Source organism: Acinetobacter lwoffii (assembly GCF_022967985.1).
GTDB lineage: Bacteria > Pseudomonadota > Gammaproteobacteria > Pseudomonadales > Moraxellaceae > Acinetobacter.
The window spans coordinates 168,731-182,599 of sequence record NZ_JALJVC010000001.1 but is presented as its reverse complement, the minus strand read 5'-3'; the positions used below and the strand labels follow the sequence as shown (position 1 = coordinate 182,599).

9 protein-coding genes and 8 tRNA genes are annotated in these 13,869 nt (G+C 45.3%); 5 read left to right on the top strand and 12 right to left on the bottom strand.

All coding sequences use genetic code 11. The features are described 5' to 3' along the window. Window positions 1–24 precede the first annotated feature (24 nt). Both MWG72_RS00850 and gltS read right to left on the bottom strand, forming a co-directional pair. Window positions 25–1,500, bottom strand: coding sequence for an alanine/glycine:cation symporter family protein (locus MWG72_RS00850; RefSeq protein ID WP_005252633.1), 1,476 nt, complete (start codon window positions 1,498–1,500; stop codon window positions 25–27). A 45-nt stretch (window positions 1,501–1,545) separates the two neighbouring features. Beyond that, the gene (gene gltS / locus MWG72_RS00845) at window positions 1,546–2,784 is read right to left on the bottom strand and encodes a sodium/glutamate symporter (RefSeq protein ID WP_004731964.1); all 1,239 of its coding nucleotides are present in this window, start codon (window positions 2,782–2,784) and stop codon (window positions 1,546–1,548) included. 902 nt (window positions 2,785–3,686) lie between these two features. Here gltS and MWG72_RS00840 point away from each other — a divergent pair. Further along, window positions 3,687–4,394 (top strand): nitroreductase, encoded by a 708-nt coding sequence (locus tag MWG72_RS00840; RefSeq protein ID WP_247143044.1) that lies wholly within the window; start codon window positions 3,687–3,689, stop codon window positions 4,392–4,394. A 77-nt stretch (window positions 4,395–4,471) separates the two neighbouring features. On the opposite strand, the gene MWG72_RS00835 is transcribed toward MWG72_RS00840, so the two are convergent. Next, window positions 4,472–5,689 (bottom strand): multidrug effflux MFS transporter, encoded by a 1,218-nt coding sequence (locus tag MWG72_RS00835; RefSeq protein WP_044111501.1) that lies wholly within the window; start codon window positions 5,687–5,689, stop codon window positions 4,472–4,474. Between the two features lie 138 nt (window positions 5,690–5,827). On the opposite strand from MWG72_RS00835, the gene yccS reads away from it, so the two are divergent. The 4 genes from yccS to MWG72_RS00815 all read left to right on the top strand — a co-directional run bounded on the left by yccS (window position 5,828) and on the right by MWG72_RS00815 (window position 12,293). Further along, window positions 5,828–8,002, top strand: a complete 2,175-nt coding sequence (gene yccS, locus MWG72_RS00830) for a YccS family putative transporter (protein WP_184412404.1) — start codon at window positions 5,828–5,830, stop codon at window positions 8,000–8,002. Between the two features lie 85 nt (window positions 8,003–8,087). Beyond that, entirely contained in the window at window positions 8,088–8,648 is a 561-nt protein-coding gene (locus MWG72_RS00825; RefSeq protein ID WP_004280696.1) for a YcxB family protein, read from the top strand. A gap of 169 nt (window positions 8,649–8,817) precedes the next feature. After that, window positions 8,818–11,400 carry a PepSY domain-containing protein gene (locus MWG72_RS00820; protein ID WP_247143043.1) on the top strand — a complete coding sequence of 861 codons (2,583 nt, stop codon included), beginning with the start codon at window positions 8,818–8,820 and terminating at the stop codon, window positions 11,398–11,400. A gap of 98 nt (window positions 11,401–11,498) precedes the next feature. Continuing rightward, window positions 11,499–12,293 carry a YdcF family protein gene (locus MWG72_RS00815; protein ID WP_005104046.1) on the top strand — a complete coding sequence of 265 codons (795 nt, stop codon included), beginning with the start codon at window positions 11,499–11,501 and terminating at the stop codon, window positions 12,291–12,293. Between the two features lie 25 nt (window positions 12,294–12,318). Here MWG72_RS00815 and MWG72_RS00810 read toward each other — a convergent pair whose 3' ends face one another. From MWG72_RS00810 to MWG72_RS00770, 9 genes are all read right to left on the bottom strand, one after another. Continuing rightward, the gene (locus tag MWG72_RS00810; protein WP_005104048.1) at window positions 12,319–12,780 is read right to left on the bottom strand and encodes a DUF2750 domain-containing protein; all 462 of its coding nucleotides are present in this window, start codon (window positions 12,778–12,780) and stop codon (window positions 12,319–12,321) included. A 72-nt stretch (window positions 12,781–12,852) separates the two neighbouring features. Next, window positions 12,853–12,928 (bottom strand) — tRNA-Val (locus MWG72_RS00805). A gap of 106 nt (window positions 12,929–13,034) precedes the next feature. After that, window positions 13,035–13,111 (bottom strand) — tRNA-Asp (locus MWG72_RS00800). A 12-nt stretch (window positions 13,112–13,123) separates the two neighbouring features. Further along, a tRNA-Val gene (locus MWG72_RS00795) sits at window positions 13,124–13,199 on the bottom strand. A gap of 69 nt (window positions 13,200–13,268) precedes the next feature. Further along, a tRNA-Asp gene (locus tag MWG72_RS00790) sits at window positions 13,269–13,345 on the bottom strand. Between the two features lie 14 nt (window positions 13,346–13,359). After that, window positions 13,360–13,435 (bottom strand) — tRNA-Val (locus MWG72_RS00785). Window positions 13,436–13,456: 21 nt separating this feature from the next. Beyond that, window positions 13,457–13,533 (bottom strand) — tRNA-Asp (locus MWG72_RS00780). 48 nt (window positions 13,534–13,581) lie between these two features. Beyond that, window positions 13,582–13,658 (bottom strand) — tRNA-Asp (locus MWG72_RS00775). Window positions 13,659–13,686: 28 nt separating this feature from the next. Continuing rightward, window positions 13,687–13,762 (bottom strand) — tRNA-Val (locus MWG72_RS00770). Window positions 13,763–13,869 lie beyond the last annotated feature (107 nt).

Genomic DNA, 13,869 nt, shown 5'->3' with positions numbered 1-13,869 from the left:
GATCGGGGCTTTTTGCTTCAAGTCTTACCAGATATCTGATTTGACCTTGTCTTTAAATTTAGGATGGTTATCCAGTTTAAATTCAGGCTCTTTCACACCACGCTTCAACTGACCAGTATAGTCGCGAAGTAGCATCAGCAAGAATGGCATCAGCAACAGGATTGCGATCAGGTTGATGCTTGCCATGACACCCATGAACAGATCTGCCATATTCCAGATCAATGGCACACTGGCGATAGAACCGAAATACACCATGACCAATACAAATAAGCGGAAAATCAACATCACCCGGCTATTGTTATTGATGAACTGGACGTTTCCTTCGGCATAGGCATAGTTACCAATAATCGAAGAATAGGCAAACAGGAACAGAATCAAAGCCAGGAAGTCATCACCCCAAGCACCAATCTGGCTTTCAAGCGCCATCTGGGTCAAGGTCACGCCTTCAAAGCCTGCATTTTCATACAGACCCGAAACCAGAATAATAATCGCGGTACATGAACACACCACAAAGGTATCTACAAATACTCCGAGCATCTGTACCAGACCCTGGTTGACCGGATGTTTGACATCGGAAGCTGCAGCAGCATTCGGTGCCGAACCCATCCCTGCCTCGTTAGAGAACAGACCACGCTTGATGCCCATCATCATCGCCATAGATACCATGGCGCCAAAGAATCCACCAGCGGCGGCTTCAAATTCAAAGGCTTTACTGAAAATGAGCTGGAAGATGGATGGGAGCAGATCGTAATTGATGACCGCAATATACAAAGCCACAGCCAGATAAAGCACAGCCATAAACGGCACAAAGCTTTCCGCAACTTTCGCAATCCGTTTAATCCCGCCAAAAATGATCACCGCAGTCATCAAGACCAGAAACAATCCGACCCAGGAAATTTCCAGATTTAGGCCGCCTAATGGCAGAATCAGGTTCGCCTGATCCCAGCCCCAGGCATGAGAGGTTGCTCCGGTAATGGCATTGGCCTGAACTGCATTGAAGACAAAACCATAAGTCGTGATCAATGCAATCGCAAAGACAATCCCGAGCCATTTCTGTTTCAGGCCTTGTGTAATGTAATAAGCTGGTCCACCACGGAATTGCTGGTTTTTGTTATCTCGCACCTTGAACAACTGTGCCAAAGAAGATTCAACAAAAGCAGAACTCATGCCCAAAAAGGCAGTAAACCACATCCAGAACACGGCACCGGGGCCACCAATTGCAATCGCAATGGCGACACCCGCGACATTGCCCACACCGACCCGGCTTGCCAGTCCAGTGACAAAGGCCTGAAACGGGGTAATGCCGTGCGTATCCTGAACCTTGCCACGGCTATTTTTCATGACTTTCATGCTGTGCCAGAACAAACGAATTTGTACTGCACCGGTCATGATCGTGTAGAAAATACCAACTGCGACCAGAAACACCACCAGAAAATCCCATAAAGGGCCATTCAGGGCATTAATCCAGCCGAGTAAGGTTTCATTTAACTGATCATTCATGTCACATCCTTATGAGCCTATGACTCATCGTATCAGGCATAAAAATTATGCAAAAAACTTCAAAATCATCTGAATAACAGTAGCATTGATTAAGTCAACGAAGAACGCACCACATAATGGAACAATCAGGAAGGCCTTATGCGACGCACCATACATATTGGTAATCGCCTGCATATTGGCAACCGCTGTTGGCGTTGCGCCCATACCGAAACCACAATGCCCTGCTGCAAGTACCGCAGCATCGTAGTTTTTACCCATGATGCGGAAAGTTACAAAACCGGCATACAAAGCCATGGTGATGGTCTGTGCACCCAGAATTACCATCAGTGGTCCTGCAAGGTCAGCCAATTGCCATAATTTCAATGATAACAATGCCATCGCCAAGTACAGCGACAATGAAGCATTACCGAACACATCAATCGCGCGATCGAAAATCTGAACTTTGAAAACACCTTCCAGTACATTACGCAGGATGACACCACCCGCCAATGCCCAGACAAATGTTGGCAGTTCAAATGCAGTACCTTTACTGAAACCCGTCATAAACTCTGCAAAAGCCAAACAGCCTGCAAATAGACCCAAGGTCGTGATTGCATTATCAGCGGTAATTAAACGCACCTGATGCGGATATTCAAACGGTACATATTCGCTGGTGGTGCTGTCCATTGGCGTATTGTCACGCGTTTCAATTTGCTGATCGGTACGCGCAGTCGCCAGGTTATAACGGTTGATCAGCAACTTGGCTAAAGGTCCGCCAATAATACCGCCGATAATCAATCCAAAAGTCGCACTGGCCATACCTAGTGCCAAAGCACCTTGAATACCATGTTCAACTTCAAAAATTTCCCCCCATGCACCCGCAGTACCATGACCACCGGTTAAGGTAACTGAGCCTGCAATCAGGCCAATCAACGGGTCAATACCCAGTAATGTTGCCAGACTCATGCCGACCGCATTTTGCAAAATAATGAAAGCCGAAACAGCAAACAGGAAAATAACCAGACCGATCCCACCTTCACGCAACTTGGAAAAGTTGGCACTCAGACCAATCGAAGCAAAGAAAATCAGCATAAAGCTGGTTTGTAATTCTGCACTGGTGGTGATGCTATATCCCCACAATGAATGCACCAGCAATGAGATAATCGCCGCAACCAAACCGCCCGCAACCGGCTCAGGAATATTGTAACGTCTTAAAAAATCGATTTTATTAACCAGGAATCGGCCGAGTAACAAAACAATGACTGCGGCAATCAAGGTATAAAATGCGTTAAAAGTAAAATCCATAATTTTTTGCCCAAGATGATTTTGAATTTTTTATTGTTCTAAAAGTGAGGGAGTGCGCTAGATCTCTAGCTCGCTCATTAGATCTTTATCTGGAAATATCCTGATTTGATCTATCACCATTAGAAAAACAAACCGATTTATCATCTCTTTTAAACTTATGAATATCATCATCACGATCATATTCAACAAATGAGAGATTTATAAAAGCAACACCTTTTCTATTCCGATACTCAGTCTGTTGGAAAATTGCAGACAATTTTCAAACAGACGCGCATGTTGGTAAAAAAACTGTGTTTTAAGCTCAAAAAAACATTCAGTGCTTGATGAGTGCTTTCAACCTAAAGACTTCATTCAAGCCATCTGGAATCGCGTTATTTAAAACAGATCTTAATCACAAAATGCATGAATTAAGATGAAAAGTCGTACATTATGCTGTTTCTTTGTATCAAGTTTTATTTCTTTTTATTAGCAATAGTTAATTTACCTATAAAAAATAATTATAAATTCTCATTTTTATATGAAGATTAATCTATATTTTAATTCAAAAAAAATATTAATCTTTTACTCGACACGGAATGAAACAGGGATCTTGAAATTAAATTATCTTGATTTGCAGTCAAAATAAACCAGTTCTCTGTTTGAAATTGTTATTGTCGAATGGTTCAAGCACTTGGGTTTTAAGCCATTTTTTAAATCAAAGACCAACATTATGGGTAAATCGATTGCTATCACTGAGGCGATTTATGTTTAGCTAAAAGAATGCGAAATTTCATTCCTCAAGTCATTTTGCTGACAAATTGTTTTTTGCAGCCGGCTGAGAATGAAATTTTCCTATCCCCCGTTCTGTTTGTTTAGTTTATAGTCATTACAAACTCAATAAGGATATTCGACTGGACCCCATAATGGATCAAAATCTTGTTCATGCTGTAGATCACACCATCACCACTCGCCATTCAGTGCGTGCTTTTCAAAATACCCCCGTTAGTACTGACACCTTAAAAGAGATTTTGACGGTTGCCAGCCGCGCACCCTCAGGAACCAATACCCAACCTTGGAAGGTGTATGTGGTAACAGGCAAAAAGCGCGATGAACTCGTGCAACGTGTCTGTCAGGCACAAATGCAAATCTATGTAAATCCTGAATTGTCTCAACAGTACCAAGAAACTTTTGCCTATTATCCTGAACAATGGATCTCGCCATTTATTGAACGTCGTCGTGAAAATGGCTGGGGTTTATATGGCCTACTGAATATTCAAAAAGGCGAAAAGGAAAAAATGGCGCGTCAGCAGCTGCGTAATTTTGAATTATTTGATGCCCCTGTCGGCTTATTTTTTACTGTACATCGTTCTTTGACCATTGGATCCAAGATGGATGTTTCCATGATGATCCAGAATGTCATGCTAGCCGCAAAAGCCCGTGGCCTGGACACTTGCCCGCAGGCAGCCTGGAATCACTTTCACCCGATCGTGCTTGATCTGGTCGGCGCACCTGGTGATGAAGAGCTGGTCTGCGGTATGGCACTGGGTTATGCCGATCCAGAGCAGATTATTAACAGCTTTATCACCCCGCGCGTTCCCGTAGAGGAATTTGCCGTGTTTATCGATGAGTGATGCAAGCAGGGCTAAGCCAACTTGCTTAGCCCTCTGTTCGATCCAGCATTTTTAATATATTAGAGAACGCCCAGCATCTATGCATTTTGCAAGATTGGCATCTTTATTTTAAAAATCGCCCAAGCGGAAATACCGACAAAAACCAGCATGATCAAGGCCATATTCAACAAAGCATGCCAGATCAGAAAATTCAGTAATACACCGCCCAATAAACCACAGACAAATTGCATACTGCCCATAATCGCACTGGCAGTTCCTGCCCGCTCGCCCTGTTCAGCCATTGCCAAAGCCATGGCATTCGGACCAGTAAACCCGATAGATGCCACCACAATAAACATGCCTAACAACACCCAGAGCACAGAATCGACGTCCAGACAGCCCAGCAAGATTAACCCTAATACACCGGCAAACTGCAGGCAGGTGCCGATTTTCAGGCGCTGCAATATCGAGAATCGTCCAGCCAGACGTTTATTCAAGGTCGAAAACAGCATGATGCCGAAAGCATTGGCACCAAAGGCATAAGCAAACTGCTGCTCGGTCAGTTGATAACGATCCATCAGAATAGTCGAAGAAGCACTGATATAACAGAACATCACCGCACCGGAAAAACAGCCGGCATAGAGCGGGCGTCGAAAGCTGGGATCTTGAAAAATGCACCGGTACAAACTTATAACCTGTTGAAAGTTCAGCTTGAGACGGCGTTCTGGCTCCAGGGTTTCTTTAAATAGAAAATGTACACAGGCCAGACTCAACAGACCACAGCCCATCAGCACCAAAAAGATCATGTTCCATTCATAAAAAATCAACACCCAGGCCCCCAGACTCGGGGCGATGATTGGCGCAATCGCAGTCACAATCATCATGCTGGCAAAGGCCTGAGCTGCTGAATGCATATCCAGACGATCGCGAATTGCAGCGCGTGCCATGACCACCCCGACACAGCCACCGAGAGCTTGCAGAATTCGTGCAGCGATCAGGCTCCATTCATCCTGCGCAAAGACACACAGCAAACTTGCCACAATGTATAAACACAGCCCAAAATACAGTGGCGGTTTACGTCCAATCCGGTCACTGATCGGACCATAAATCAGTTGCCCGATCGCCAGACCGAAGAAATAAGCCGGCAAGCTATTGGAAACCATTTGGGTACTGACACCAAAATCTGCTGCCATAGCCGGTAAGGCCGAAAGATACATATCAATGGATAAAGGCCCGAGTGCACTTAAGGTCGCCAGCAAAACAATCCAGGACATGGCATAAGGTTGTTGTACTATTTTATTCGATGTCATAAGCATGAAGATTTAAAGCGCTAATATGCAGACAAATTAACACAGTGCATAGTATGATTTAGCCTGAAATGAAGATTTATAAATATACTATTTTCATTAGCCTATTCAGATTCAGCTCTAAGACTGCAGTATAAAGGACGACCTTTGAAATCTTGGCTCACTCGTCTCAAGCAAACCACCTATAACACGACCTTGATGTATAACCTGCGCATGATGACGGCATTTGCAGGTACCGCCTTTGTTCCCTATTTTATGGGACAACAATTGATGACGATCCCATTGACTTTAGGGGTGGTCGCAGCCGGTTTAAGCGATATTGATGACCGCTTTTCGGTGCGGATTTTAAATCTGCTCTACACCTACATTGGCTTCTTTATTACGGCAGTAGGCGTATATCTGCTTTTTCCTTATCCCTTGCTGTTTGCCTTGGCCTTAATTGTGTCCTGTATTGCCCTGATTTTGCTGGGTTCACTAGGGCGACGCTATGCCACGATTTCCTACGGCTGTCTGGTGATTTCCGTTTATTCCATGCTCGGGGTGGAGCTGTTTGATGAATGGTATAAACAGGCTGGTTTATTGGTCATCGGCGCGATGTGGTACGGTCTGCTGTCGACCATCAGTTTCCTGATTTTCCCTGCCCGACTGGCGCAAGACAAGCTTGCCATTTCCTATTCTGCTCTCGGTGACTTTTTATATGCCAAGTCCAATCTGTTTGATGTGGACATGACCCCGAAAAGCTATCAGCAAAGCATGATTGAACTCTCGCTTGAAAATGGGAAACTGATTGCGATTTTTAATGAGATGAAAACTGCCCTTTTGACTCGCCTGAAAGGTGACCGGGGGCAAAAAGACACCCGTCGCAGCCTGCAATATTATTTTGTCGCGCAGGATATTCATGAACGTGCCGATTCAGCGCATATTGATTATCAGAAACTGGCCAAGATTTTCCAGCATAGCGATATCCTGTTCCGCTTCCAGCGCATCATGTCAATTCAGGGCAAAGCCTGTAAGGACCTGAGTGAAAGTTTGCTGATGCGCAAACCTTATGTACATAACCAGCGCTTCAAGCATGCCTTTGATAACCTGAGACAGTCTCTGGATAAGTTACGTCAGGAGCAGCAGTATGATCAGGTCTGGATCAGTGCCCTGTTTGCGCTGTTTCAAAACCTGAAATCGATTGATGCCCAGTTACGCAACCTGGAAACCGAGCAGAATATCAAGTCCGAGCGTTTCAAACATATCGAGAACCAGCTTAGAGATGATGACCTGAAAGGCTGGGATGACATCAAGATTCGGATTAAGCAGCATCTGACTCCAGAATCGGTGCTGTTCCGGCATGCCATTCGCCTGTCGATTGTGCTGCTGATCAGCTATATTTTTGTACAGGTCAGCAATATTGAATATGGTTACTGGATTTTATTGACCGCACTCTTTGTCAGCCAGCCCAACTTTAACGCCACCAAACGGCGTTTACGTCTGCGTATTATCGGTACGTTGGTCGGTATTATCCTCGGTTATGCCATTTTATATTTTGTGCCGTCCATCGAAGGACAATTATTGCTTCTGGTACTGAGTGGGATTCTGTTCTTTGAATTGCGCAGTAAACAGTATGCACAGGCCACCGCCTTTATCACGATTTTAGCCCTGATCAACTTCAACCTGGACGGTATGGGCTATGCCGCGGCCATCCCGCGTATGATCGACACCTTGATTGGCTGTGCGATTGCCTGGTTCGGCGTCAGTTTTATTTTTCCAGACTGGAAGTTCCGGCGTTTGCCGCGCAGTATCAAACGCAGCTTGCAAGCAGAAGCGGATTATTTGAGCGAAGTGATCGAGCAGTATAAGTCAGGACGTAATAACGGCCTGAAATATCGGATTGTGCGCCGTGCTGCTCATAATACCGATGCCGAGGTAGCCTCACTGATTTCGACATTGGCCACTGAACCGGATATTGATCCGGTACAAAAATCGCTAGCCTTTGAGTTCCTTTGTCTGAACCATACTTTTATCAGTTATATTGCTGCACTGGGCGCACACCGGGAAAAAATTGAAGATCAGGACATTCTGAATTTACTGGACAAAGCTCTCGAGAACATTCGTGGTGCATTGTTGCGAGATGAAATGCCCGATTTAAGTGCGCAAAATATGATTCCCCATATTCGACAGCGCTTGGCTCAAGATCAGGAGCAAGATCAGAAATCCCTGATCATTTTGCAGCAGCTGTCTTTAATGTTCAGCATTTTAAAGCAGTTGAGTCAACTGAAACAAAGTTTGAGTCATGAGCGTGATGAACAGGCAACTGAATTAGGTTCATTATAATTTGGCTGATTTTGGAACAATATACTCACTGAATTGGTACAATTAGTGCTAAACTTTTTACAGTTTAAAATCTGCTAATTTCACTATGACCGCGAAAAATTTATACGCTTATACCCTCCAGCCTGTGAACTATGAAATTTCAGAAGCCGAGCAGCGTCATGCTCAGCTGGTGATCTGGCGTAGTACCAATAAAATTGGCATGAAAGCATGGCTGATCATGGGTGCTGTTGTTGCACTTTCTATTCTGGGCATTCTGCTCCTGAAGAACTATTCTACCGTGTTCTGCTGGGTGGCCATTGTCTGTGTGGTGTTGTATTACCTGATCCGTACCTTTGGTCTGGAATGGTATGTTAAACGCAAGATGAATGAATTTCCGGTACAGGAAATCAAAGGTGTTCGCCTGGGCGTACAACCACATGGCATCGTGATGCGTCAGAAAATGGGCATGCAAGAAGGTGTTGGGGCGATTAGCTGGAAAGACATCTATGAATGGTACAACACACCAGAATTCATGTTGGTCAATTTCAAGGTAAAAGGCCAGCAAGGTGCATATATCCTGCCGAAACGTCTGGACAGCAAAAACTTCTCTTTCGCCACGATTCGCAAGCATCTGGAAGCAGAAGTCGGCGCAGCAAAACAAATCTAAACTGTTCTTTCTTCAGTGAAAAACCTCCTGTCCCGGCATGGAGGTTTTTTTAATCTCAAAACAATAAATGATAATGAGAATAAATATTATCCTCAACACCTATAATTCGAGCTTAAACTTCAGTTATAATTTTGCCACTTTTATAGATCTCACCCTTAATCTGACGACCATGTTTAAAAAGACATTTTTCCAAATCCACTGGTTTCTGGGGATTACAGCAGGTTTAATCCTCTCGATAATGGGGGTCACTGGCGCAATCTATTCCTATGAACAACAAATATTAAAATGGATGAATAGCGACAGTTATACGGTTCAGGTTCAGCAACGTGACAAACTCACGCCTGCCGAGCTGTATCAGCACTTTAACCGTACTGCGCCTGACATGAAGATCAACAGTATTACCGTGGCACAAGATCCAAGTGCTTCGAGTACCGTGAATGTCGCTAAAGAAGGCGCACGGCGTGGTCAGAACATCATGATCAACCCGTATACTGCGGAAGTCTTACCAGAGATTAAGGGTCGGGAGTTTTTCCAGTTTATTCAGCAACTGCATCGTAATTTGACGGTTGGTCCAGTAGGTAAACAGATTACCGGTGCCTGTACCCTGATGCTGATCTTTTTTGTCTTGTCAGGTCTATACCTGCGCTGGCCGAAACGTCATTCGATCAAGCAATGGTTCTTTGTAAAACCTCAGCTGAAAGGCCGTAATTTTATCTGGGATCTGCACGCTGTTGTGGGAACCTGGGTGGTGATTTTTTACCTGATTTTAGCCTGTACCGGCCTGTACTGGTCTTATGACTGGTGGCGCAATGGCATGTTTAAGGTACTGGGTGTAGAGCGTCCGCAACCGGAAATGCAGGCCAATGCCGGCAATAACCGTGGTGAAGGACATCCAGGCGGCGAACGTGGCCCACGTGCTGAAGGTGAAGCACGCGAAGGTCTCAGCCCTGAAACTACTGTCCGTGCACTAGACCAGAGCTGGATTGGCTTTAACACTGAATTTTCAGATAAGTATTCTACCGTAACGTTTAACCTTCCAAAAAAACCGGATGGCGAAATGCAGCTGAGCTTTGTGGATCCGATCGCTCAACATGAGCGTGCACGAAACAGTGCTACTTATAATTACCAGACAGCTGAATTTACCGAAGTCGAGCTGTATGAAGATAAAAAGCTCAATGAAAAGATCATGAGCAGCATGTTACCGGTGCATCGTGGCAGCTTCTTCGGCCCGATCTATCAGTTCCTTGTCATGGTCGCAGCCTTGTTGATGCCATTGTTCTTTGTGACAGGTTGGATGCTCTATCTGAAACGTCGCAAACAAAAACGCTTAACGCTGGAAGCACGTCAGGGTGCGACTGCAGTGAACGTCGATGAAAATGCCAAACCGTGGCTCATTGCTTATGCCTCACAAACAGGGGTTTCTGAGCAACTGGCTTGGCGTACAGCAACTGCCCTACAGGAAGCACGCCAACCGGTAACCGTCAAGCCGGTACAGCAACTGACGCTTGCCGATTTACAGCAAACCGAACAGGTATTATTTGTTGCCAGTACTTATGGCACAGGTGAAGCGCCGGATCTGGCTTCTTCTTTTGAGAAAAAAATCCTGTCTGCTCAAGCTGATCTCAGTCATTTAAGTTATGCTGTATTGGCCTTAGGTTCTCAGGAATATCCAGACAGCTATTGCAGTTTTGGTCACCGTATTGATCAGTGGTTAAAACAGAATGGTGCCCAGCAGCTATTCAATACAATTGAAGTCGACAATGCCAACAACGAGCATATCCAGCAATGGAATACTGCACTGGCACAAGTCACTCGACTTGAGCTACAAGCGATGAGTATCGATAAGACCTTTGATCACTGGAACCTGAGTAAACGTGAAGTCCTCAATCCAGGTAGTCTGGGTGCGCCTGCCTTCAATATCGAACTGACCCCTGAACATGAAGCCATCTGGCAAGCAGGTGATATTGCCGAGGTTCAACCAGGGAATAGCCAAGAACATATTCATGCATTTATGCAAAAGCACCAGATTGCAGCGGGTACAGAGGTCCCATCTCTGCATCAAAGCATTGAACAGGCACTCTGGGATCGTGATCTGACTCAAGCTGAACCTTTTGATTCTCTGGATCAGCTCCTCACGCAATTACCGGCTTTGGCAACACGTGAATACTCGATTGCCAGCATTCCAAGCCAGCAGGTTTTGCGTCTGGTGGTACGTCAGCAAACCGACACGAATGGTAATCTCGGTCTGGGTTCCGGCTGGTTGACTCAACATTCAGCGCTTAATGCACCCATTGCACTGCGTATTCGCAGCAATGAGTCTTTCCACCTGATTGATGACAACCGCCCGATTATCTGTATTGGTAATGGTACCGGGATTGCGGGATTATTAAGTCTGCTCAGTGCGCGTAACCGTCAGGACTATAGCCAGAACTGGCTAATCTTTGGTGAACGTCAGCGTGAACATGACTTCTTCTTTGAAGAAACCATTCAGGCCTGGCTGCAAATGGGAACCCTGAAACGTCTCGATCTTGCATTCTCGCGCGACCAGCAGGAAAAAGTCTATGTACACCATAAACTGCGTGAACAGGCTGAAGAACTAAAAGCCTGGATTGCACAAGGTGCGGTGATTTATGTTTGTGGTAGCATCAATGGTATGGCCAGCGATGTGGATCAGGCCCTGACCGAGATTCTCGGTGAAACAATGCTAGATCAATTACGTCTGGATGGACGTTATCGCCGTGATGTATATTAAGATAACCTGATATGCTAAAAACCGGGCTCAATGGCCCGGTTTTTATTGAAGATACAAAAGCAATAATAAGAATATGAATAAGAAAAAAGGAACTCTGGATGCTCAATCAACTTAAACGAAGTCTTAGCCTGATCTTTGGCTTGATTCTATGTCTCAATAGCGTCTGGTTACTGAGCCAAGGTCAGAGGCATTTTGCTATTGCCTTGTCTACCTTCATTGGGGTGGCATTCATCCTGTATGCCTTGTTTTTTTCATCTATTCAGCGCTGGAAACAGAATTCCCGATTCAGAACCTTGTTCTGGAACAGTCTCTGGGGCGGATTTCTATTCTGGATCATCAGTGTCGCGGCTTTCTTCGCTTATATCCAGATGTCAATCAACCCGACTGTTCCGGCACGACCTGCTGCAGCGATTTTAGTATTAGGTAGTGGTATTAATCAGGGTCAGCCCTCACCCATCTTAAAAAATCGTCTGGATACCGCAGCAAAATATGCAGAACGATATCCGAAGACTTTAATCATTATGACCGGTGGACGAAATTTCTGGGAGAGACAGAGCGAAGCTGAAGTCATGCAAAGTTATATCCATACGAACTATCCGCAGCTCAACAACCCCATTAGCCTAGAAGATCAAAGCAGGAGTACCCAACAGAACCTGCAATATTCTCAGGCAATATTAAAACAGCAACATATTGATCGAAATGAGCCAATTGCGATTGTCACCAGCGATTTTCACAGCCCTCGTGCTCGCGCCATTGCCAGACATCAGGGTTATCAACAAGTCATCAGCCTGAGTGCCAGCACACCCCAGAATGTTCGCTATAATTCCTGGTTACGCGAATATTTTGCTTTGATTAGTGGCTGGCTACTGAATGAATATTCATTGTTCCAATAAACAAGCTGTTTTAAAAACAATAAATTTAATTTAAACGGATCTGCCTAGGCAAAGGCATATCCGGATTTTTAAACAGTTCAGGTTTTTGCACATAAATCTGATACAGATAATTTTTAATATCGAGTAATAATTTTTCCGGTGCCACCAGAATATTCTGTCCTTCCGGGGTCAGATCAAGCGAAACAATGGTACTTTCCTGACGTAAAAAGGGAATGACTTTCTCTACAAAATCCTTAAGACCAATTTCCTGAATCTCGTAATTTGCCCAATTGTCTTTAATCAGCAGTCGAGCCAGACCTTTACTTTGCCAGCAGGCAAATGCGCGTTGTCCGGTAGGCGTGGCACATAAGGCCCAGCCATCTTGGTAGAGTGCAAAAATGCCAGCATTAGCAACAATGGCTTCAATATATTGCTTATAAAGCTGTTGAGGATCGAAAGCAGTTTTTTGGGATTTGGTCGCGGCTTTGCGCTGATAGGGATTTCTCATAATCGTGAAATCTTAATATTATTATAATACAATCAGATTCTAAGGAATAAATCGAGTTGAAGCAAGAAGATATGGTGGGCGCTGACGGGATCGAACCGCCGACATTCTGCTTGTAAGGCAGACGCTCTACCAACTGAGCTAAGCGCCCTGAGAAAAACAACAACGTTGTTTTAAATGACGCAAGACCAACAAGGAATGTAGTCTTGGTATCTTGAAAACTCAGATCTCAGGAATCCAAGCTTTTCATCTTAAGATGGCGCAGCGGACGGGGCTCGAACCCGCGACCCCCGGCGTGACAGGCCGGTATTCTAACCAACTGAACTACCGCTGCATCGTAAGAATCTGGTGGGCGCTGACGGGATCGAACCGCCGACATTCTGCTTGTAAGGCAGACGCTCTACCAACTGAGCTAAGCGCCCTGATAAAGAGTGTCAATCTTTAGTTTATTAAATTCAGGCTCAGGGACCTCAATTTAATTTCTTTTGAAATGGCGCAGCGGACGGGGCTCGAACCCGCGACCCCCGGCGTGACAGGCCGGTATTCTAACCAACTGAACTACCGCTGCATCGCAAAAGAATCTGGTGGGCGCTGACGGGATCGAACCGCCGACATTCTGCTTGTAAGGCAGACGCTCTACCAACTGAGCTAAGCGCCCTCAAAAGGTCTATCGTATAAATGGCGCAGCGGACGGGGCTCGAACCCGCGACCCTCGGCGTGACAGGCCGATATTCTAACCAACTGAACTACCGCTGCATTTACACAATGTCGCTATTGTGGCAAACGAAAATCAAGATCTTAAAGTGGCGCAGCGGACGGGGCTCGAACCCGCGACCCCCGGCGTGACAGGCCGGTATTCTAACCAACTGAACTACCGCTGCAACTATAAGGTCTCAACATGAAAGAGCTTGGTGGGCGCTGACGGGATCGAACCGCCGACATTCTGCTTGTAAGGCAGACGCTCTACCAACTGAGCTAAGCGCCCTTTCTAAACGTCTATCATCGTTTGATGGGTGCATTATAGAGAATCTGCACAGCCTGTCAAACGCTTTTCGGAATGTTTTCCACTTTTTAGGTGTGAGTGATTAAAAA